At 56.0% G+C, this 22,036-nt stretch carries 19 protein-coding genes; 10 read left to right on the top strand and 9 right to left on the bottom strand.

Translation table 11 applies throughout. The annotated features are described in order from the left end of the window. Window positions 1-154: 154 nt before the first annotated feature. From VGH19_17275 to VGH19_17260, 4 genes are all read right to left on the bottom strand, one after another. Window positions 155-2,251: an FAD-dependent oxidoreductase gene (locus VGH19_17275; protein HEY1173124.1), complete on the bottom strand. Its 2,097-nt coding sequence runs from the start codon at window positions 2,249-2,251 to the stop codon at window positions 155-157. Window positions 2,252-2,528: 277 nt separating this feature from the next. Next, window positions 2,529-2,924, bottom strand: a complete 396-nt coding sequence (locus VGH19_17270; GenBank protein HEY1173123.1) for a hypothetical protein — start codon at window positions 2,922-2,924, stop codon at window positions 2,529-2,531. A gap of 71 nt (window positions 2,925-2,995) precedes the next feature. Beyond that, complete coding sequence (locus tag VGH19_17265) at window positions 2,996-3,625, bottom strand: response regulator transcription factor (GenBank protein ID HEY1173122.1); 630 nt, start codon at window positions 3,623-3,625, stop codon at window positions 2,996-2,998. Between the two features lie 3 nt (window positions 3,626-3,628). Next, the gene (locus VGH19_17260; GenBank protein HEY1173121.1) at window positions 3,629-5,782 is read right to left on the bottom strand and encodes a histidine kinase; all 2,154 of its coding nucleotides are present in this window, start codon (window positions 5,780-5,782) and stop codon (window positions 3,629-3,631) included. 207 nt (window positions 5,783-5,989) lie between these two features. Here VGH19_17260 and VGH19_17255 point away from each other — a divergent pair, with 207 nt between their 5' ends. Then, window positions 5,990-7,057 carry an alcohol dehydrogenase catalytic domain-containing protein gene (locus tag VGH19_17255; protein HEY1173120.1) on the top strand — a complete coding sequence of 356 codons (1,068 nt, stop codon included), beginning with the start codon at window positions 5,990-5,992 and terminating at the stop codon, window positions 7,055-7,057. Between the two features lie 153 nt (window positions 7,058-7,210). Here VGH19_17255 and pabC read toward each other — a convergent pair whose 3' ends face one another. Genes pabC through VGH19_17235 form a run of 4 tightly spaced genes read right to left on the bottom strand, consistent with a single transcriptional unit; the run spans window position 7,211 to window position 11,509 of the window. After that, entirely contained in the window at window positions 7,211-8,056 is an 846-nt protein-coding gene (pabC, locus tag VGH19_17250; GenBank protein HEY1173119.1) for an aminodeoxychorismate lyase, read from the bottom strand. After that, window positions 8,053-9,498 (bottom strand): aminodeoxychorismate synthase component I, encoded by a 1,446-nt coding sequence (gene pabB / locus VGH19_17245; protein HEY1173118.1) that lies wholly within the window; start codon window positions 9,496-9,498, stop codon window positions 8,053-8,055. The genes pabC and pabB overlap by 4 nt, the downstream gene beginning before the upstream one ends. Window positions 9,499-9,544: 46 nt before the next feature. Next, window positions 9,545-10,807, bottom strand: coding sequence for a pitrilysin family protein (locus VGH19_17240; GenBank protein HEY1173117.1), 1,263 nt, complete (start codon window positions 10,805-10,807; stop codon window positions 9,545-9,547). A 12-nt stretch (window positions 10,808-10,819) separates the two neighbouring features. Continuing rightward, window positions 10,820-11,509, bottom strand: coding sequence for a TIGR00730 family Rossman fold protein (locus tag VGH19_17235; protein HEY1173116.1), 690 nt, complete (start codon window positions 11,507-11,509; stop codon window positions 10,820-10,822). Between the two features lie 140 nt (window positions 11,510-11,649). Here VGH19_17235 and VGH19_17230 point away from each other — a divergent pair, with 140 nt between their 5' ends. The 8 genes from VGH19_17230 (at window position 11,650) to VGH19_17195 (ending at window position 20,954) form a co-directional block, all read left to right on the top strand. Then, on the top strand, window positions 11,650-13,059 hold the full coding sequence (locus tag VGH19_17230; protein HEY1173115.1) for an O-antigen ligase family protein: 1,410 nt from the start codon (window positions 11,650-11,652) through the stop codon (window positions 13,057-13,059). 17 nt (window positions 13,060-13,076) lie between these two features. Then, window positions 13,077-13,514 carry a type II 3-dehydroquinate dehydratase gene (aroQ, locus tag VGH19_17225; GenBank protein ID HEY1173114.1) on the top strand — a complete coding sequence of 146 codons (438 nt, stop codon included), beginning with the start codon at window positions 13,077-13,079 and terminating at the stop codon, window positions 13,512-13,514. 220 nt (window positions 13,515-13,734) lie between these two features. Next, the gene (gene accB, locus VGH19_17220; GenBank protein ID HEY1173113.1) at window positions 13,735-14,196 is read left to right on the top strand and encodes an acetyl-CoA carboxylase biotin carboxyl carrier protein; all 462 of its coding nucleotides are present in this window, start codon (window positions 13,735-13,737) and stop codon (window positions 14,194-14,196) included. Window positions 14,197-14,243: 47 nt separating this feature from the next. After that, window positions 14,244-15,626, top strand: a complete 1,383-nt coding sequence (gene accC / locus VGH19_17215) for an acetyl-CoA carboxylase biotin carboxylase subunit (GenBank protein HEY1173112.1) — start codon at window positions 14,244-14,246, stop codon at window positions 15,624-15,626. 56 nt (window positions 15,627-15,682) lie between these two features. Then, window positions 15,683-16,765 carry an adenylate/guanylate cyclase domain-containing protein gene (locus VGH19_17210; GenBank protein HEY1173111.1) on the top strand — a complete coding sequence of 361 codons (1,083 nt, stop codon included), beginning with the start codon at window positions 15,683-15,685 and terminating at the stop codon, window positions 16,763-16,765. Between the two features lie 234 nt (window positions 16,766-16,999). Beyond that, the gene (locus VGH19_17205) at window positions 17,000-19,282 is read left to right on the top strand and encodes a response regulator (protein HEY1173110.1); all 2,283 of its coding nucleotides are present in this window, start codon (window positions 17,000-17,002) and stop codon (window positions 19,280-19,282) included. Window positions 19,283-19,391: 109 nt separating this feature from the next. Beyond that, window positions 19,392-20,042, top strand: a complete 651-nt coding sequence (gene thiE, locus VGH19_17200; protein ID HEY1173109.1) for a thiamine phosphate synthase — start codon at window positions 19,392-19,394, stop codon at window positions 20,040-20,042. 12 nt (window positions 20,043-20,054) lie between these two features. Further along, a complete protein-coding gene (locus VGH19_17195) occupies window positions 20,055-20,954 on the top strand; it encodes a PfkB family carbohydrate kinase (protein ID HEY1173108.1) in 900 nt (299 codons plus the stop codon). A gap of 73 nt (window positions 20,955-21,027) precedes the next feature. Here VGH19_17195 and VGH19_17190 read toward each other — a convergent pair whose 3' ends face one another. Further along, window positions 21,028-21,534: a DUF456 domain-containing protein gene (locus VGH19_17190; protein HEY1173107.1), complete on the bottom strand. Its 507-nt coding sequence runs from the start codon at window positions 21,532-21,534 to the stop codon at window positions 21,028-21,030. An 83-nt stretch (window positions 21,535-21,617) separates the two neighbouring features. Here VGH19_17190 and VGH19_17185 point away from each other — a divergent pair, with 83 nt between their 5' ends. Further along, complete coding sequence (locus VGH19_17185; protein ID HEY1173106.1) at window positions 21,618-21,881, top strand: hypothetical protein; 264 nt, start codon at window positions 21,618-21,620, stop codon at window positions 21,879-21,881. Window positions 21,882-22,036 lie beyond the last annotated feature (155 nt).

The raw sequence follows: 22,036 nt of genomic DNA, 5'->3' as shown, positions 1-22,036 counted from the left end.
CAGCCACATCCTACCAAACCCCACCCCCACAATTGTCACACTTTTGTCATAAGTGCAGACTCGCCCTCGAATCCGTAGCCGCCGTCGTGAGACGGCGCTAACTCATTCGTCCCATTAGCCCCAGAAGTCCTATTCCCGCTGAAAACTCATCACCTCACTTCTTCTCCACGATTTGAATGGCATCAATGATCACATACCCATCCGTCTCCTTGTTCGAGATCTCCACGCTATACTCGGCGCCCGCCTTGAACTCGAACTGCCCCACCGGCTGCCAGATCTTGTCGATCTCCGCCACCTTCTTCTGGTTCAGTTTGATGTCTGCCGTGCCACTCGCGTGCACGATCTTCACCGGCACATTCGTTGCGCGATTCGCATTCTGCGTATACGCGATCCGAACCTCATACTTACCGTCTTTCGGTACCTTCACCGGGAACACCGCGCTCTGCTGCCCCTTCTCTTCGTTTGCATCATGGCGATAACCCGTAGCCACATACGGCGAGATCGTATGGCCCGTCATGCCAAAACCCTCCAGCTTCGCCTGTTCATCATCGATGATCACGCCTTCCAGAGACTTCGGATCAAGCCCTGCCGCACCACCATGTTCCGCTGAGCGCTTCGGCCCCGTCCACACCAGCACCTGCTTGTCCGCCGCCAGCTTGTCATGCAGCTTCTGATAATCGATCTCCTGCACGGACTTCTTCTCATCGATGGCATGCGCCGCTGCCGTCGCTGCCGATTGACCGAGCACCATGAACACCGGTTCCATGCGGATCGACCCATAAGCGATATGCGTCGCCGAGAGACAGATCGGCACCAAAAGATTCGCGCACTGCTTCGCCGATGGCACGATGGACTTGTAGCTGATCGGATACGGCGAGAACCCGCCCACCTGAACATCGCCCTCGTTCCGCACGTGACCGTTCGCATCCACATAACGCTGCTGATTATGTGAATCCATCGTGTACGCTGCCAGGCCCACCGGATCCTTCGGCTCCGTCTTGCCCTGACAATCGCTCTGCGCCATCACGTAATCGCTCACCATGCGACGCGCCTCGCGCACATAGATCTGCTCCTGCCAGCCATTGCCTTCCACGAATTCATCCTTGCTCATACCCCAGCGCGAGACTTCCTTGCGCACATTCTCCGGCACGCGCGGGTGATTCGCCAGCGTCCACATCAAGCCCTGCTGATACAGGCGATGCTCCGCCACGATCTTCTCGCGCTCCGCATAAGACGCCTCGGGATACGCATAATTCTGCCCGATGAAATCTGTGGAGAAACCCAACTTGTTGTTCGTATCTGTCTTGCGATTCGGCATGGAAGAATTGATCCATGGCACCCCTCGCTCGCCCGCCTCGAAATTGCGGAACAAAACCTCATACCACAGCTCGTTGTAACCATCTGGCTTGTGGAACGGGATGCGATTCTCCGGATGATCCGTCAGGCACATACGGAAGCAATACGCCTGCACGCGCTTATCCGCGCCACCTTCCTCGCCCGGCCCCTTCGGATCGATATGCGGCAGCAACCCGCTGCTCGCCTCACCCTTCTTCACATACGGATCGATGCCCTTGAAAAGCTGGTGCGACTTCGCCTGCTTAACCTGCACACCATTCAACGTCTCGCCATACTGCGCATTCGCTTCACGCCCCACCGTGTAACTCACATTCGCCACCGCCATCAGATCTCCCTCATACGTCGCATCGATGAACATCTTCCCCTTGAACGTCTTCCCCGACTCCATCTTGATCGACATGATCCGCCACGGAATCGACTTCGTCATCGCCGCACCCGCCTTGCGATCCAACCGCTCGCCATAAACCACCTCGATGTTGTTCGCCTTCACCCAATCATTGAACACCCCCAACGCCGCGCTCGGCTCGAACGTCCACATCGCCGGTTCACCCTCTGCCGTGCGCGTCTGGCCATCGTCCTTGTAGATCTTGCGCTCCTGCCACTTCCACGCCGTCGGCTCATTGTAGTGCTTGCGGATGCCCTGATAAAATTCCAACGCGATCCCCCCGATCGCCGCCTTGTTGCCAATGTCAGTCTGCCCCAAGCCACCACTGCTCAACCCGCCCAATCGCTTCGTCGGCTCGATCACCACCACCGTCTTCCCCATCCGCTTCGCCTGCACCGCCGCGGCCACGCCTGCGGAGGAGCCGCCATAAACCACCAGATCATACTCCTCCGCCGCCCGCAAAGAGCCGACGCAAAACACACTGAGAGCCAGTAAGGATAAAATTTTCATGCCGCGCATAGGGTTCAATGACATTGTTCCAAAACAAACCACCTGAGCAAGCGCCATGTGGTTCATCACTAAAGTCCTGTTGATACGATTTTGGACATTCCTTCGTTCCATTTAGCAGCCGCCGACGTCAGTCTGCGCTGCCTCTCCTTCCTTTCTGCACCCATGCTACTCCTCCACCTCCGCCCCGCATAATATTACTTTCCGATATCACTTATCGTTTTTTCCGATAATGCCATTACGCTCCCACAGGACAAGGGATGCCTGCCCAATTCTCAACTCACTGATTATTAGTCCTATTCACCCAAACAGGCGGCTTATCCATGGCAACCGTTGTCAGATCGAACCTGACTGCCACATAACAATTTGTTCCATAATACAGAACGGCCACTTCGGTCACCACCGCAACTTCATTGGTAGTAGCCGCATCATACAACTGCCAGTCCGGATTCAATAGCAGACGTTTATCTACCCCATGCATTTTCAACGAATCTGGATTCTCCCGCTTCACGATAACCAATGCCTCACCTAAGTTACTCGCCTTCTTTTCAAACTTGATTTGCGATACATGTCCAAGTAGCTGCCGCATCTTGTTCTTATTCGCTTCATACTGCATTGCAGGCTCGCTCCTTCGACATCCGACCATTGAAACGAGCATCACCACCAGCAATGACACGGACAGCCTCATTATATTTAGGTCATTGCTCATTCCTTCGTCATTCGGATTTCGTCATTGGTCATTCCACCTCAATCGAGATGAATAAACCCCCTCCGGATCGCCTCCGCCGTCGCCTGCGCCCGATCATTCACCTTCAGCTTCACGAACAGATTGCTGATATGCCGCTTCACCGTGTCCTCGGAGATAAACAGCTTGGCCCCGATCTCCTTATTACTCAGCCCCCGCCCCAATAGCTGAAGAATCTCCAGCTCCCGCGGACTCAGATCCGGCCCCGCCACCCGCGCCGCCAGGCGCGATGAGATCGCCGCCGTCATATACCGCTCCCCCTTCGCCAATGCCCGGATCGCTGCCAACAATTCCTCACGCGGCGATGACTTCAACAGATACCCGAACGCCCCCGCCTGCGTCGCCCGATAGATATCCTCATCCCCATCATACGTCGTAAAAATCAAAACCCGTGCCCCCGGAAACTCCTTCGTCAGCAAAGCCGTCGTCTCAATGCCATTCTTCCCCGGCAACCGCAGGTCCATGATCACCACGTCCGGCTTCTTTTCGCGATACAGCGTCAGCGATTGCTCGCCCGTCTCCGCCTCCGCGACCACTTCCAGATCATCCTCCAGCGCCAGCGACGCCACCACGCCACTCCGCACCACGAAGTGATCATCCACCACCAGCAACCGGATCCGTTTATTGCTCATGCGTCATCCTTTGACTCCCAGCGGCGCGATAAATTCGACCGCTGTTCCCTTGCCGATCTCACTGCCCAACCGCAATTCCCCGCCCGCCTTCTTCGCCCGCTCCTGCATCCCCTGCAGGCCAAAATGCCCCGGCTTCGCCGCACTCCCCTTGTTCACATCGAACCCTTTACCATCATCCTTCACCACCAATCGCACTCGCGTATCTTGCACCTCGATCAAAACAGCAACCGCCTTTGCCTCCGCATGCTTCACCGCATTCGCCATCGCCTCCTGCGCGATTCGTAAAACCGGATGCGCCAAACTCTGCGGAATCCGCGCCAAGTCCCCTTGCACTTCCACAAAGATTTTCACGCCGCCATCCGATTGCCCACCGGCACAGGATGCTTGAGCGTTACCATCCTTCTCCCCTCGGAGGGGAGAAGGACTAAGGATGAGGGGTGCCCCTTCCCCTGAAATGTCCGCTGCACTCCTCTCCAATAATTGCCTCAGCAACGCCGGGTCCACCTCCGACCCGCGCAAGTTCCACACAAACTCCCTCGCCTCCACTTGCAATCTCCCCACCAGCTTCCGCGTTGATTCCACCAAACCCCGCGCCTTCGGTTCCTCCACGCGCGGCACCACCGCATCCAATCGCAATGAAAGCCCCACCAATTCCTGCTCCAACGTATCATGAAACTCGCGCGCAATCCGCTGCCGCTCCTCCAGCGCCGCTGCCTTCTCCACGCCTTGCCGGATGACCTCCGTCTGCACTTTCACCCGCGCATTCAACTGCAACGCCCACATCAACGCGAGGAACGCCAGCAACAACACAATGCCCACCGCATACGCCAGCCGCTGCGGCGTCCACCATGGCGGCTGCGTCAGCACCACCACATCCGCCGGTGAACGTAATAACAGCTCGAACGTCCGCGGACTGCTGTTGAAATTCATCGAGAACGAATTCACCTGTTCCGTCAGGCAAACCCCCGTGGCTTTGATCTTCGTCCCCGCTTCCAAAGACAAAGACTCCTCTCCCTCAGTCCGCTCCAACCGTGCGCGAAACACCTCGTTACTGCTCTGCAACACCAGCCCGATCTCCGTGCGCCCCGCGAGAAATTCCAACACCGTCGCCTCAATTGAAACCAAGTTCGCGTCCAGCGTCCCGCGCATGATCTGCCTTACATTCGTCACCACTGGCTCCGGCGCATTCGTCCGCGCCACGCGCCGATACACCGCATCCTCCAGCACCGCGCTGAACGTCCCCATCGCCGGAAACCCCGCCACCTCCACCACATCTCCCGGCTCCAACCTCCGCACATCCCTCGCCAGCACGCGCAACCCCCGATCCTCATCCCGCAGATAAAGCGCGTTCCCCGTCTCACTCGCCGTCACCACGCCCTGCACCTTCACGCGATGCCCGTTGAACCCATCCGGCGTGAACCGCAGCAAGGAATTCAACGGCGACAACATGCGCTCAAACGGATCCTTCGGAGCCGCCTCCAGCACCTCGATATCCTCCATGCGCTGGATGCGGATATGCGGTGCCACCAGTTGCCGCTTGTCATTGATGAACCCTGCCGCCAAGCCCTGCACCTTCACCCGCGCATCCACCAGTTTCTCATGCGCCGCATTCATCGGCTCCGCCGCCTGCACCTCGATCCGGCGCCCACCCACCGCGAGCAATAATGTCGTGCGATCCTTCGGCACACCCACCACCTGACGCCCTATACCCTCCAGCTCCACCCATTCGTAATTAAACCGCCCCGCCGCCAGATCATCGAAGCTCACCTTGCGCGGCTTCGGCAACACCCCGCGCTCTAGTACATCCACGTGATCCGCATCGATGCCTGGCACATACAATCCCGGAAACGTCTTCCCCCGCACCCTGATCCGCAACCCCGGTTGCAACCCCGAACTCGTCGCAGCTCCTTTGAAAAAAGTCCCGCCCGTCTCATCCTGCAAAAACACTGTGCGCCCGAAATCCACCAACGTCACCACGCCCACGACCTCTACGGGAACTCCATTCGTCGCCACCTCCGCCGATACCCGCCGCACCTCGATTGCCGTCCGCAACACCGGCATCTCCTGCGCCCCCAACTCGCCTAACCCAAGACAAAGCACCACCGCCATCACCCAAGCATGGATGACTGCCACACCGCTCTGTCTCCGCCAAATCATGTGAACCCACCACCATTAAAACGCCCACGCACAAATTGCGAGGCAATCTACGCTCGCGCTCATCTTCTCTCCGTCATCCTTAATCTTCTTCCTAACCCGTGGCCGCCTAGGAAAACCCGGCTCCAACTTTTCCAGATCGAAAGAACATTATCACCCCATCGCCACGAAGATTTGAAACCTTTCCCGTTTTCCAGTATCTCCAATGCTGTGACTGACAAATTGCCGAAGACGATGCGCGCCGTAGTCTATCGCGGAGTGAAAGACCTCCGGGTGGAAGAAGTCCCCGTGCCCAGCATCGGCGCGAATGAGATTCTCGTGAAGGTCGCCGTCTGCGGTGTCTGCCCCACGGACATCAAGAAGATCCATTACGGCACCGTACCGCCGCCGCGCATCTTCGGTCATGAGACGGCAGGGACCATTGTGAAAGCAGGCGCAAGCGTGCGCGGCCTGAAGGTCGGCGACCGGGTAGCTTTGCATCATCATGTGCCATGCTTGAAATGCCATGCCTGCCGTCATCAAGCCTTTGCGCAATGCCCGCAATACAAACGCACCGGCATCACCGCCGGTTTCGAACCCGCTGGCGGCGGCTACGCCGAATACGTCCGTGTGATGTCCTTCTGCCTGCCGGGTGTCGTGAAGATTCCAGCGAAGAATACTTTCGAAGAAGGCGCGATGCTGGAACCCGTGAACACTGTGCTGAAAGGTGTGAAACGCCTGAACCTCTTGAAAGGTGATGCCGTGCTCGTCGCCGGGCAAGGTCCCATCGGCCTTATGTTCACCCGCCTCCTCGCCTTGCGCGGTATCAATGTCGTAGCCACCGATCTGCTGGATACTCGTCTGAAGCTCGCTAAAAAACTCGGTGCCAAACTGGCCATCCGTGGAGATGCCGCTGACATGGCTAATCAAGTGGCCAAGCTCACCAAATCACGTGGCCTAGATGCCGCCGTCATTGCTACTCCGGTGGATGCCGTCCTGAAACAAGCCATGGGATTACTGCGCGGTGCCGGCCAGGTTCTTTTGTTCGCGCACACCAAGCGAGGCGCGCTTACGGACATTGATCTCTCAACGGTTTGCGTGGATGAAAAGGATTTGATCGGCAGCTATTCCTCCGATGTGACTCTGCAACCAGAAGTGGCCAAGCTGGTGTTCTCGCGCAAGCTGGATGTGCGTGGTTTGATCACGCACCGCTATCCATTGGCACAAACTGCAGAAGCAGTGGAACTGGCAGCTAAGCCAACGCCGGAGTCATTGAAGGTAGTGGTAACGCAACTCTGACGGAGCGCGGGTCTCCGACCCGCAGCAAAGTGAAATGCTGCAAGCGGCTTCCAGAAATTTGAACAAGTGGGAAATCAATTCACACTTCAGACTTGGTGCGAGACTAACCCGTCTTTGCTTACGCCAGTTGCTGCGATTCGGAGAGTCGCGCTCCTACGATCTCGTCTCCCGCTCTAACACTTCGCGATACACGTCCTGCAAAGCTTTTACGAGCGATGAGGTCGGCAGGGCAAATCCGTCCAGATGCGTGGCTTCCACGATGCCCAGCGTACTCAGAGTAAGAAATATGCCACGGCACTCTCGTAATTGCTCAGGGAAGACACTTCGCTCCTGACAGTCGAAATCCAGTTCGCGACAGAGTTCAAAGACCAGGGATCGCGTCACTCCGCCTAATGCACCACTCACCAGCGGCGGCGTGCAGATGTGATTTGCTTGGATAAAAAAGAGGTTTGCACTCGCAGCTTCCACGACTTCGCCAGCAGTGTTCAGCAGCATTGCTTCGTCCGCCCCCTGCTCTTGCGCCTCCTGCTTGGCCAGCACGTGAAGCAGACGGTTCGCATGCTTGTATTGCGTCAGCGGACTTCCAATCGGCAGCCGATGCGATGATGTGGCCAACTGCCAGCGTGGCGGCACTTTGAAATCATTCGTCACCGGATGCGTGGTGAGGATTAACACCGGCTTGTCCGCGCCTCTGGGAGAGTAACCGCGTGTGCCCACCCCACGTGAAAGATGCAAGCGCAACACGCCTTCCCTCATTCCATTCCGCTGGATCAGCTCTTCCGCTTGGGACAGCAACGCTGTGGAGACAAAAGGAATCGCCATCTTCAATGCCCCAGCACCTAGTGACAATCTCTCCCAGTGATGTGCCCAGCGGAACACCTTCCCGTTGTGCACGCGCATCGTCTCGAACAACCCGTCACCGTAGAGAAAGCTGCGGTCGGACACCGAGACTTTCGCCTCCGCTTCCGGCACAAACTCGCCATTGAGAAAAATAATCATGATGCGCTCGTAGTGGCGGGACGATACTCCGATTGCGCCTGAAGCTGCAATGCGGTGAGAAACCCACCCGCCTTCGCCAGTGTCTCATCATACTCCGCTGCGGGGATGGAATCCGCTACAATGCCCGCTCCCACATGGAAGTGAACCTTGTCCCCTTGGCACACTGCCGTGCGGATGGTGATGTTCAACTGGCTTTCGCGATTGAATCCCAGATAGCCGATGCAGCCCGTGTAAGGTCCACGTGCGACATTCTCCAGTTCATCGATGATCTCCATCGCGCGGATCTTCGGCGCACCGGTGATACTGCCGCCTGGAAAGCACGAGGCGAACGCCGCGAAGTGTGTGACATCCTCGCGCAAGCGCCCTTCCACCGTAGAGACGAGATGTTGCACTTGCGCGTAGCGCTCCAATCGAACGAGTTCAGGCACTTGCACGGAGCCGTATTCGCACACGCGCCCAAGATCGTTGCGCAAAAGGTCCGTGATCATCACCAGTTCCGCCATTTCCTTCGGACTGGTCTGCAGCTCGTAAGTAAGCTGAGCATCACGCACCGGATCGTGCGCACGCGGGCGTGTGCCTTTGATAGGACGCGTGGTGATGTGCGAACCGCTCAGGCGCAAAAACAATTCAGGCGAAGAAGAGGCCAGGGCGAAATCGCCGCAGTCGATATACGCTGCGAACGGTGCGGGTGAAACTTCCGCCAAACGCTCAAAGAAATTCCAAGGCGTATCATTGAGCGGCGCACTGAGCCGCTGAGCGAGATTCACCTGATAAATATCCCCGCTCCAGATGTAGCGTTGCGCACGCTCCACTTTCGCGATGAATTGTTCGCGGGTGAAACAGGAGGTGACGCTGGCTGTTAGATGTTGTTTTTCAGATGCAGGATTAACCTGCTCTTCAGATGCCGCCCCCAGTTTCTCTTGCCACCAGATTGCTGATTCATTGGCGGATTCTTCACTGCGCGAACCATCCACATTCAGCCCGGTGACAATGAGCCAGGCCTTGCCGAGACGATGATCGAAGACCACGACGCTGTCGTAGAAACCCACGTGGCAATCGGGCAGCTCCAGATCATTGACCGCATTGCGGGTGAGCTTGGGCTCCACGAAATTCTTGAGGTCATAACCCCAGTAGCCAAAGCAACCACCGACAGGAAAAGGAAGATCGAGTTCATCCAGCAGCTCGTAGCGCGACATCAGCGAATCCAGCGTATGCCACGGATTGCCGAAGACTTCTTGCAAACCATTCTGCGAACGCAGTTCACAGCGGGAACCGTAGGAACGGAAAGTCAGAAATGGTTTCGCAGTGACGAAGGAATAGCGTGATTGCGATGAATCCGGCATGCCGCTCCGCAAAAGCACCACACCCGGCTCATGACACAGCGAAGCCGCGAGGCTCGCGGGCGTATGCTGTGTCGTGATTTCGGTGATGAGCGGACGCATCTGCCCACAGTTTGCCGCCTTGTCTCTGCCCAGTCAAATGTCAGACTCAAGCCACCAACAATTCCTTCAGCCCGCGATCACTCTTCATCGGGCTCACCATCGCGAGGCTCATGCGTTCCGGCTGGAAGAATTCACGGGCAACGGCGCGGATATCCGAGGGCTTCACTTCTGCCAGACGACGCTTTGTCTCCTCCGGCTTGGTGATGCGACCATAGCTCAACAATTGTTCGCCCAGCCACATCATCTGGTTCTCCGTGCTTTCCAGGCTGAGATCCATCTGGCCGAGCAGATAATCGCGGGCTTCGCGCAATTCCGTCGCGCTCACTAGTTTCTCGCGAATGCGTTTCAGCTCTTGCGCGATGAGTTTGATGGCTGGCTTGGTCTTTTCCGTATCCACACCGGCGGTGACGATAAGTGCGCCGGTGTCATCAAATGAGTTCTGTCCGCTCTGGATCGAGTAAGCGAGGCCATGCTCCTCACGCACCACTTGGAACAGGCGCGAGCTCATGTTCTCGCCCAAAATCACATTCAGGAGACGTAGCGCAAAGCGTCGCTCGTCATGCCGCGAACAGGAGCGCAAGCCGAGCGCGAGATGCGTCTGCTCGATGTCTTTCGTGAACAGCTTGATGCGCGGTTCCTTCTGGATAGGACTCACCGGCTGGAATGTGGCGCGTCTGCCTTTGGCGAAAGTCTTGGAGAGCTTCTTCGCCAACTCCACGACTTCCTTGTGCTTGATACGACCAGCTACCGTCAGCAACGAACCCGGAGCGACGTAGTGTGATTGCAGATAGGCGACGAGCTCTTCGCGCCGCAACCCATCCAATGTTTCCAAGGTGCCCGTGAGCGGACGCCCCAGCGGATGCTCCGGCCAGAGAGTTTCATTCAGCAGCTCCATCACGTGGGAGGAGGGCTGGTCGAGGTACATCGCCACCTCTTCTTTGATGACACTCCGCTCCTTGTCGATCTCCACCGTGTCGAAGCGCGAGTGCAGCACCATGTCGAACAAGACATCGAGCAAGTTGCCGAGCTTGTCATGCGGCGCCCGCGCGTAGAAGCACGTCTGCTCCTCGCTGGTGAAGGCGTTCAGATACCCGCCCACACCTTCCACCGCTTGCGAGATCTGCTTGGCGTTCCGGCGTTTCGTGCCTTTGAAAAGCATGTGCTCGATGAAATGGCACACGCCGTTCAGCGGAGCATTTTCATAACGGCCACCCACGCCCACCCATAATCCCGCGCTCACGCCAGCCATGTGGGGCATGGTGGCAGTGGCGATGGTGAACCCGTTCTCCAGCTTGGTAAGCTCGTACATCGTGCTCGTTTCTTACTTGAAGGCTGGCGGCACGTCTTCCGGCGGACCTACGCGACGACGGTAATCCAGGATGATGTTTACGGCTTCATCCACGTTATCCGTGAGGTTGGTCAGTTCGATGTCACCCGGGCTGATGAGACGGCGGCCTTCAAGCGTGGTGCGCATCCACTTGATCAAACCGCCCCAGTAATCCGTGCCATAAAGGATCAGCGGAAAGCGGGAAATCTTTTGCGTCTGCACCAGGGTCGCAACCTCGAAAAACTCATCCAGCGTACCGAAGCCGCCGGGCATGAACACAAAGCCCATGCTGTATTTCACGAAGCAGACTTTACGCGCGAAGAAGTAATGAAAATCGATGGGCACATTCGCGTAAGGGTTGCCGCTCTGTTCGTGAGGCAGCTTGATGTTTAACCCCACGGACTTGCCTTTGCCCTGATAGGCGCCTTTGTTCGCCGCCTCCATGATGCCAGGACCGCCACCTGTGATGACCGCTATGTGGTGTTTGGCCAGCGCCTTGCCGAGGGCGACGGAAGCCTTGTAATACTGGTCCGCAGGCTTCGTGCGCGCGGAACCGAAAACCGTCACCGCAGGACCGACCTTCGACATGGTATCAAAGGACTCCACGAACTCCGCCATGATGCGAAAGACGCGCCAGGGATCCTCCTGCAAATGCGAACCGCTCGAATGCTGATGATGGTGCATGGGTGTGAGGATAGTAAGGAGGAGGCAGGTTGTCTAATGCCAAAGATTTACTGAGTGACATCACCTCACGATAAGCAATTTTGGATAGCACTCGGAGTTTGCAGGGGAGCATCTCTCTATGGCAAAGGTAACGCACACAGATGAGCACGAAGCCGAATCAGAGCGCCGGAATGGCAGGTGAATGGAACCAAAGACTGGCCTTGGTGGCCGGATTGCTGGCCGCCCTGTGCTTCTTGAAGTTCGGCGTCCCCGTAGTATTACCCCAGGCACATACTACACCCGATGTGCTGAACGAATGGGTGTCAGACCAATGGCCTTTGCCTATCGGATACCTCGTCTTGGGCGCAGTACTGGTTTACGGCTTTCTCTATTCGCGAGTGCCCCGTGACATACCCAGATGGTTGCTCTGGGCTCCAGTGGCGTGGCTGGGATGGCAGGTATTGTCCACCCTCACCTCCCGTTCTTCCGGCACAGCCACCACGGTTTTGCTCCATTTTGGAGGGCTGGTCGGTTGTTACTACCTGGGGTTGCTGGCATTGAGCCAGATAAGAGACGGCAGAAAATTTTGGATCCCCGTGGGCATCGCCCTGCTCATCGTACTGGGAAAAGGGTTCGGCCAGCAATACGGAGGCATGACTTCGACAGCGGAATTCATCGAGAGCAATGAAGCCACCGGCTGGACCAATCTGCCGCCCGACGAACTGAACGACTTGATAAAAAACAACGTCGTGGTGAAGACGAACGACACTTATTCCGTGGTGCCTGAGGTTCTTAAACGCGTGCGGGGCGGGCGCATCTCCGGAACCTTGGTCTATGCCAATGCTCTGGCGGGTATCATCCTTCTGTCACTCCCGGCCATCCTTGTCACCATCTGGAACATCTCGGAGAAACTGCCGAAAATAGGGCGAATGGTCTTATTTGGGACGTTCTTCTACATGGGGGCAGCCTGTCTGGTATGGTCGGGATCGAAAGCCGGCTGGCTGGTGGCCATGGCCATGGGATTGGCATGGGTGCTCGCCCAACCGTTGCCCAGACAATGGAAGATCGGGATTTTGGCTCTAGTTTTGATAGGCGGCGCAGGTGGCTTTTGGTTCAAATACTCCGAAAAACTCAAAAACCCCACCAGCGTCGCTGCCCGGTTCGATTACTGGTCAGCCGCCTTGAAATTGACTGCGGAGAGGCCGATTTTAGGCCATGGACCAGGAACTTTCGGCAGCGGTTATACCCGGATTAAAAAACCGGAATCAGAGCCCACCAAGCTGGTGCATAATGATTATCTCGAACAGGCGTGCGATTCCGGCCTGCCAGGGTTTGCCTTTTTCTTGGCATGGATCGGCGGGTGTATGTGTCTGGTATGGAAAAAGGCGATGAATCCCGGAGCGAATGCCCTGATTCAAGCGATGGCTTTGGGGCTGATCGGGTGGGCGCTGCAATCCTTTGTCGAATTCGGTCTTTACGTTCCAGCGATCGCATGGACGGCCATGCTGATGCTGGGATGGTTGACCGGACTAAGCCCTGTGCAATCGGCATCGACAGGCAGCAAGCCCTAACATACCCTCGCCAAGTCATGAAACTGCTCGTGCTTAACGGACCCAATTTGAATCTCCTCGGCCAGAGGGAACCGGAGGTCTATGGCCGCACGACGCTCGCAGACATTGAACAAGCAGTACGGGATTTGGCCGGAAAACACGGGGCAACAGTGGACTTTCGCCAGAGCAATCTGGAAGGTGAACTGGTTACTTGGATTCAGCAGGCCAAAGGCACAGCGGATGTGATTCTCCTCAATGCCGGAGCCTACACACACACTAGCGTGGCTTTGCGTGACGCCATTTCCGCCGTGGGTATACCCACGATCGAGATACATCTTTCCAATATCCATGCCCGTGAAGAATTCCGTCACAAATCACTCATTGCAGCGGTCTGCAAGGGACAGATTTGCGGTTTCGGAGCGACTTCATACCTCCTCGGAGTGCATGCCTCGCTATCGTTAACGCCTAAAAAATAAAGACGTTTTCAAGTGAAAAATGGTATTCTGGCCGTTTTTGCACATTTTGAGGCCTCTTAAAAACTAGGCCTTGACGCTACCCCTCTCCATCATTAGTGTCGTCGCCAATTCGTAACAGAAAGGATAAGCAGTGTCCGAATAAGTCACTGCTTATTTTATTTAATACGCATCGTGCGTAACCCGTTTTGCAGTTAACGGTAACTTTCAACCAGGAGCACCTGTGGATTTGAAGGATATCAAGGCGGTCATCGATTTGATGAAGAAAAACGCCATCTCGGAGTTTGAGTTAGAAAAACAAGAATTTAAGATAAAGCTGAAGCGCGGCGGCAATGTTGGCCCCGTCATGGCAGCTTACGACGAACAACCGCAGGTTCTCATCTCGGGCGCCCCCGTAGCTGCCCTGCCTGCACCAACCACTGCCGCTCCGGCAGCGGCATCGAACGATGCCGATATCAAGTCCCCCATGATCGGTACGTTCTACCGAGCCCCATCGCCTGAGTCCGCCCACTATGTGGAAGTGGGCACTGAAGTGAACCCGGATTCCGTGGTTTGCATCATTGAGGCCATGAAGGTCATGAATGAAATCAAGGCTGAGGCGCGCGGCGTCATCACCCAGATTTGCGTGGATAACGCCAAACCTGTTGAGTTTGGTCAACCGCTGTTCAAGATTCGTCCGCTGTAAACGGCGTTTTTGAGCCAAATTTCAACAGCCGACATCGTTAACGTAACATGTTTGAGAAGATTCTTGTCGCGAATCGCGGAGAGATTGCCGTTCGTATCATCCGCGCCTGCAAAGAACTGAATGTCCGCACGGTAGCCGTATATTCCGAGGCAGATGCCAGTTCCATGCACGTTCAGATGGCCGACGAGGCTATCTGTATCGGTAAAGGTCCCAGCAATGAGAGCTATCTGAAGATAGATCGGCTCATTAGTGCTGCGGAAATCGCTGATGTAGACGCTATCCATCCAGGTTACGGCTTCCTTTCCGAGAACGCCCACTTCGCTGATGTCTGCGAAAGCTGCAACATCCGCTTCATCGGGCCGAGCTCACGGGCGATGAATGCCCTCGAAGACAAGGCCGTTAGCCGTAACCTTGCCAAAAAGGCCGGTGTCCCTACCCCTCCTGGTTCCGAAGGCTTGGTCATCAATGAACAGGAAGCATTGTCGGTAGCCAAGCGCATCGGTTACCCCGTCATGATCAAGGCTATCGCCGGTGGCGGTGGTCGCGGCATGCGCGTGGCCCATAACGACATCAGCTTGGTGAAGGGCTATCACACCGCCCGCATGGAAGCTGAGAAGGCTTTCGGCAACTCCGGCGTCTACATCGAGAAGTTCATTGAAAACCCGCACCATATCGAGTTCCAGATCTTGGGCGATAACCGCGGGCATATCATCCATTTGAACGAGCGCGATTGCTCCATCCAGCGCCGCAATCAAAAAATCATCGAGGAAACCCCCTCCCCGCTGATCGAGAACAAGTTCAAGGATCTCCGCAAGAAGATGGGCAAGGCGGCCGTCCGTATCGCCGAGGTGGCGAACTATACGAACGCCGGCACCGTCGAGTTCATCGTGGATGACAAGGGTAACTTCTACTTCTTGGAAGTGAACAAACGCATCCAGGTGGAGCACCCGATCACTGAAGAGGTCACGGGCATCGACTTGGTGAAATACCAGATCATGATCGCGATGGGTGAACCCTTGCGTCATTCCCAGAGCGATATCCAGTTGAAGGGCAGCGCCATCGAGTGCCGCATCAACGCGGAAGATCCGTTTGATGATTTCCGCCCGTCACCGGGTCGTATCGAGATGTATTACGCTCCTGGCGGTCGTGGTGTGCGTGTGGACAGCCATGCGTACGCAGGCTATTCCATTCCGCCGCATTATGACTCCATGATCGGCAAGCTCATCACCTACGGCAAGGACCGTCGTGAAGCCATGGACCTCATGAGTCGCGCGCTCAGCGAATACATGATCACGGGCATCAAGACCACGATTCCGTTCGAGCAGGCCATCCTGCAGGATCCGAATTTCCGCCGTGGTGTTTACTCCACGCACTTCGTTGCTGAACTGCTGGGTGGTGGGCGGCGTGAACTGATCGAGGAAAAGGCATAATCGCCGCATCGCCTTGCCAAGCGGCTTGGGTTGGGCGATTTTCAGGGTGCCGCAATATGAGCCAGAAAATCCCCTCTTATCGGGGACATATTCTCGTCGTAGACGACGACCGGCTAAACCGCCAACTGCTCGGTGATTGTCTGGGTCGTGAAGGATACAGCTTCGAGCAAGCTGAGAATGGCTTCATTGCTCTTCAACATATCGGCACCTCGGACTTTGATGTGATCCTGCTGGACATCGACATGCCGGAGATGAACGGCATCGAAGTCCTGCACACCTTGAAAAGTGACCTCCAATTGCGTCACCTGCCGGTGATCGTCATATCTGCCTCCTCCGAGATGGACCGGGCGCTGCAATGCATCGAGATCGGCGCGGATGATTATCTTCCGAAACCCTTCAATCCACTGCTCCTCCGCACGCGCCTGAACGCTGCGCTCCAGCGCAAACGCTGGCACGACCAGGAACAATCTTACCTGCAGCAATTGGAGGGAGAACGCGCCAAGTCAGATGCACTGCTGCTAAATGTATTGCCTGTCTCCATCGCCGACCGCCTGAAAAATGGCGAAAACACGATTGCGGACAGCTTTCCGGAAGCCACTGTTCTTTTTGCAGACATCGTTGGTTTCACCAACCTGTCCACTGTCGTCTCACCGAGTGAGATCGTTTTTTTGCTGAACGAGATTTTCAGCGCCTTCGATCAATTGGCTGCACAACTCGGGCTGGAAAAGATCAAAACCATTGGTGATTGCTATATGGTCGTCGGAGGTTTGCCCGAACCCAAGGCTGATCACGCCGAAGCCATCGCCACGATGGCTCTGGCCATGCTGCAAACCATCCAAAAGCTGAACACAGATTATAAAACCTCACTTCGCTTGCGCATTGGCATCAATACCGGTCCCGTCGTAGCTGGTGTCATTGGACGGAGTAAATTCATCTACGATCTCTGGGGAGATGCGGTGAACACCGCGAGCAGAATGGAATCCCACGGACAGCCAGACCGCATCCAGGTTTCCGCCAGCACCTGCGAGCAAGTTAAACAAAAGTTCGTCACGGAACCCAGAGGGGAAATTGAGGTGAAAGGAAAAGGTAAAATGCAAACTTGGTGGCTGATCAGCCATAAAAATCCAACAGACCGTTGAAAGTATTTGACTCAGGGGCTCCCTCTGCCTTAGGAACTTCCGCGAATTCGTCCCCGTACCAGTGTAGATGCCAAGAGTCGTTTGATTGGGTTCCGTGAAGCAGTTTGCTGGTATGGGTTTTTTCTTGGTCTTTGCCGTCATTCAAAGGCGTCTCTTACGGCCAAAGCAGATGTATCGCTACGCTAACAGGATTTGGCCGTGCTGTTGTTTTCTGAAGAAGTACCAAAATCGGGCATGAACAAATTGCGGGTGCTATTGGTGGAAGACTCGACGATGGACTCGGCGCTCACCACGCTGGTCCTGCAGCGGTCTGGCCTTCCTCACACCCTGCAAGTCGTCACGAACCGCGCCGAATTTCTCCAGAACATCCACGCTGGCTGGGATTTGGTCATCTCGGATTTCCATCTGCCCGACGCTACCGCTCTGGACTTACTTCAATACATCCGGAGCAACAAACTCGACCTTCCGGTAGTAGTCCTGTCTGGAGCTTTCTCCGAAGAGATGTTTGCAGCAACGATGGCCGCTGGTGCTGACGATTGCCTCGCGAAAGAGTCCATCACCCGCCTCCCGCTGATCGTCAAACGCGAGTTGCGCGAATATGCCGAACATACAGCCCGCCGCAAAGCAGAAGCGGCGCGTTCCGAGACGGAAGAACTTTTCCGAGTCCTCTTTGAATCGTCACCTGAATCCATTTTCCTCGTCGATCCGCACGCAAAGGATGCTGTTTGGCCAATTATCGCCTGCAACGAAGTCGCTTGCCGCGAGAACGGCTATACACGTGATGAACTTATCGGCAAACCGGTGGGGCTAGTAGTTCCGCGCGCACAAAAGCGTGACCTGCTGGATAAGCATCTCGAGCGACTTCGCCAAAAAAGCGCGGACCGCTATGAGACACAGCACCGCCGTAAAGATGGCACTCTATTTCCGGTAGAAGTCTCCACTCGTCTCGTGCAAATCGGTGGACGGGAACTGGTATTGGGCTTGGATCGCGACATCACGGAACGTAAGCTGGCGCATTCAGAGATTGAGAAACTCGCCGCCTTCCCGCGCTTCAATCCGAATCCGGTTTTTGAATTTAATGCCGAGGGTCAGCTCACTTACTTCAACGCCGCCGCATTAGATCTCGCACGTAAGATTGGCCACGAATCTCCGCAACCCATCTTGCCCGTCACCACTCGCGAAGTGGTGAAAGAATGCCTGCGCACCGGTCAAAATCGGCTGCGCATGGAAACGCAAGTGGCAGGGAGAACGATTTCCTGGTCTTTCTTCCCGATCCCCAGCATCGGCGTGGTTCACACGTATGCGGGTGACATCACGGATCGTTTGAGTCTCGAGTGGCAGTTTCGCCAGGCGCAGAAGATGGAAGCGGTGGGCCAGCTCGCCGGCGGCATCGCGCATGATTTCAATAATATCCTCACGCTGATCCGTGGTTATGCCGATCTCGCGCTGACCAACCGCATGCTGCCCACCAAGACGCATGGGCATCTGGAGCAGATCCTCCAGGCGGCGGACATGGCCACGCATTTCACACGGCAACTGCTCACCTTCAGCCGTAAGCAGGTCATCCAGTTCAAGCCCATTGAGCTAAATGAACTCGTGCAGCATTTCGCGCGGATGCTGGAACGCATCCTCGGTGAACAGATCACGCTGCAGCTCAATCTCAGCCAGAACATCCTGCCCATCAATGCGGATGTCAGCATGATCGAGCAGATACTTGTGAACTTGGCCATCAACTCGCGCGATGCCATGTCGCGCGGCGGCAAGCTCATCGTGGAGACATCCATGTTCGAGGTGGATGAACGCTACTGCGCCGCTCATCCGGGTGCACGAGCGGGTGATTTCGTCTGTCTCACGGTTTCCGATTCCGGCACGGGCATGCCGCCGGATGTCATGGCCAAGATTTTCGAACCGTTCTTCACCACGAAGGAAGCGGGCAAAGGCACTGGCCTCGGCCTGTCCACAGTTTACGGCATCGTGAAGCAGCATGATGGCTGGTTGAACGTTTACAGCGAGATCGACCGTGGCACCACGTTCCGCATCTTTTTCCCGCTCTGCACGGAATCGCCGGAAGCAACCGTGAAGCAATTGCAGATGAGCCGCATCCGGGGTGGTAGCGAAACCATTTTGCTCGTGGAAGACGATCCGGCCTTGCGCGGCTTGGCCAAAACCGGTCTGCAAAATTTTGGTTATAAAGTACTCGAAGCGGCATCTGGTCCCGATGCGCTTGCCATCTGGGCGGAAACGGAAAACCCGATCGACCTCTTGCTGACAGACCTCGTGATGCCCGGCGGCATGAGCGGCAAGGATCTCGCGGCCCGATTGCTCCAGCGCAAACCCAATTTGCATGTGCTTTTCACCAGCGGTTACAGCGTGGATCTGGTGCAAGCGGACATCCCGCTGAAAGAAGGTGTGAATTTCCTGCCCAAACCTTTCAGCACTTCAAGCCTCGCCTCCATCGTGCGCAAGAGTTTGGACCAGCAAGTCGGACGGGAAAGCGATTCCATGAGCGGGAAGTAATCCTTGGAGTGCTGCGGCTTGACGCCGCTTTCCACCTGAGGCGGATTGCCGCCTCGGCTTCCACCACCAACTGCTTGCCTTCCCTGCTCCGCTGAATTCAACTTCTCCCATGAAATCGCTGGCGGATTGCCGCCTCTACACATTCGTCGATACCGGTTATCTGCATGGCCGCAATCCTGCCACGCTGGCTCAACAGCTTTGCGATGGCGGCTCTGACCTCATCCAGCTGCGTGCGAAAAATGAGAGCTTAGATGAAATTCGTCGGATGGCCGAAGCGATACTTCCGGTGACCGAACGCAATGGTGTGCGATTGGTCATCAATGATCACTACCAAATGGCCGCGGAACTCGGCGCGCCCATCGCACATGTCGGTCAGGAAGATTTCTTCGATAACGGTCATCAACATGTTCGTGAATTGAAACCGGCCAATGGCAAATTGGAGATCGGCCTCAGCACGCATGCTCCGGCGCAAGCACAACGGGCGGTCGATGCGGGGGCGGATTACGTCGCCATCGGCCCTATCTATCCCACGGGTACGAAGCCGACCGCCAAGCCAGTGACCTTGGAATATGTACGGTGGGCTTCGCAGAATGTGAAGGTGCCGTGGTTTGCGATCGGTGGTATCAATCTGCAAAATCTCGATGATGTCCTCGCTGCGGGGGCCGTTCGCATCTGTGTCGTCTCCGCCATCCTCAATGCTGCGGACGTTGCCAAGGCTTGTCAGGACTTCAAGATGCGCCTACCGTCCCCGACACGTTAATCTATTACTAAAATGAGCGTTCTGATTGTTGGCACTACGGCACTGGATTCCATCAAAACTCCGACAGCGGAAAACCCCCGTCTGCTGGGCGGCTCCGCGAGCCATGCGGCCGTCGCGGCCAGCTTCTTTTCCCCCGTCCGCCTCGTGGGTATCGTGGGCAATGACTTTCCGAAGCGTTACGTCGATCTCTACAAAAAGCACAACATCTGCCTGGAAGGTCTGCAGCAGGTCAAAGGCGAGACGTTTCACTGGGCGGGCGAATACGAAGTGAACATGAACAAGCGCCGCACGCTCAACACCGTGCTTGGCGTGATCGAGACGTTCAGCCCGAAGCTGCCAGAGAACTATGCGAACACGCCTTACGTGCTGCTCGCCAACATCTCCCCCGGCCTCCAGCATCACGTACTGGACCAGATGAAGAAGCCGAAGTTCGTCATCGCGGATACGATGGACCTGTGGCTGAACATCGCCTTGCCGGAAGTGCTGAAACTGCTCAAGCGCGTGGATGCCATCGTGATGAATGACAGCGAAGCGAGCCAGCTTACGAAGACGGATAACATCGTGGCGGCCATCCCGAAAATCCATAAGCTCGGCCCGAAATACGTCATCGTGAAAAAGGGCGAGCACGGCGCGATTCTCTCCGGTCCGAAAGGCATGTTCGTGGCTCCGGCATATCCGCTGAACAAGGTCGTCGACCCGACGGGTGCCGGTGATTCCTTCGTCGGTGGTATGATCGGCTATCTCGCCACGAGCAAGGGCTCGGTGGACACGAACCTCCGCAAGGCGATCATCCACGGTAGCGTGGTGGCGTCCTTCTGCTGCGAAGGTTTCGGCGTGAAGAAGACCACGACGGTGACGAAGAAACAGATCGCCGATCGCGTGAAGGAACTGGAGAAGCTGGTGAAGTTCTAAGGTTTCCTTATCTTTTTTTAGAAATGAAAACGCGCTCCAGATCGGAGCGCGTTTTGTTTTAAAGAGAAACAGCTTACGAAGCACTCAAACTGCGATACAGCACATTAACGACGAACATACCGATCATCGCAATGCAGCACGCCAGTTTCCCTATCGCACCTGCGAACAAGCCGAGCGTCGCGCCCGCACCCGCTTTCGCCGCTTCACGAGTCTCGCGCCCACCGCTCATCTCAAACGCGAACGCACCGATGAAGGGGCCGAGAATCAATCCTGGCAGATTAAAGAAGATTCCGACCAGCGCACCAATCATCGCGCCGATGACACCACGTTTGGTCGCTCCCAATTTCTTAGCACCATACATCGTGGCCAGATAATCCATGACCATGGAGAGCAGCATCACACCCAGCATGAGCGTGAGCACGATGCCGCCCGGACCGGTGTCCTTGAAATAAAGCCGATGACCGACCGCCGCCAAGAACACGATGGGTGTGCTCGGCAATCCTGGTAGAATACTGCCCAGCATGCCGATGGCCATGATGACCAGCGCCAGTGCCAAACCCGCCATTTGCTCCATACTCATGCCGGTAATTTAACATCTTTTCGGCAAGTGCCCCTTACAAATTGTTGGTTCCTTTGGAGAAATACGGCATGTTGTCTTCAGTCATGAAAGACCTGACGAGCCCCTTCTGGATCAAGTTCAAAGGCATTCTGTTTCTCCTCGTCGGCATCTTCTCCGCCGTGCTGCTCTGGCTGGAACATCCCACGTGGAAAACCGCGCTCTTCCTTGTGCTCACTATCTGGTGCTTCTGCCGCTTCTACTACTTCGCCTTCTACGTCATCGAGAAGTATGTGGATGGGAAGTATCGCTTTGCTGGTCTCTGGGATTTCTTCTGCTATATGATGCGAGGCAAGCCCAAGGATTCGTAACTTTCTTCCCCCAAGCACCGTCACCGCCTTCCCGCAATCCTCTAAAAAAACTCATCTGGAGCTGGAACCGCAAACCTGGCTTTTCTCCTATGCTTAAAAATTAACCAATCCTTCATCACTTAGTTGTCGCGCCGTAAACTGATTGCTGGTATTTC

Source organism: Verrucomicrobiia bacterium (assembly GCA_036405135.1).
GTDB lineage: Bacteria > Verrucomicrobiota > Verrucomicrobiia > Limisphaerales > JAEYXS01 > JAEYXS01.
Note: the sequence above shows the minus strand (reverse complement) of the source record. Positions and strands in the feature narration are given on the sequence as shown.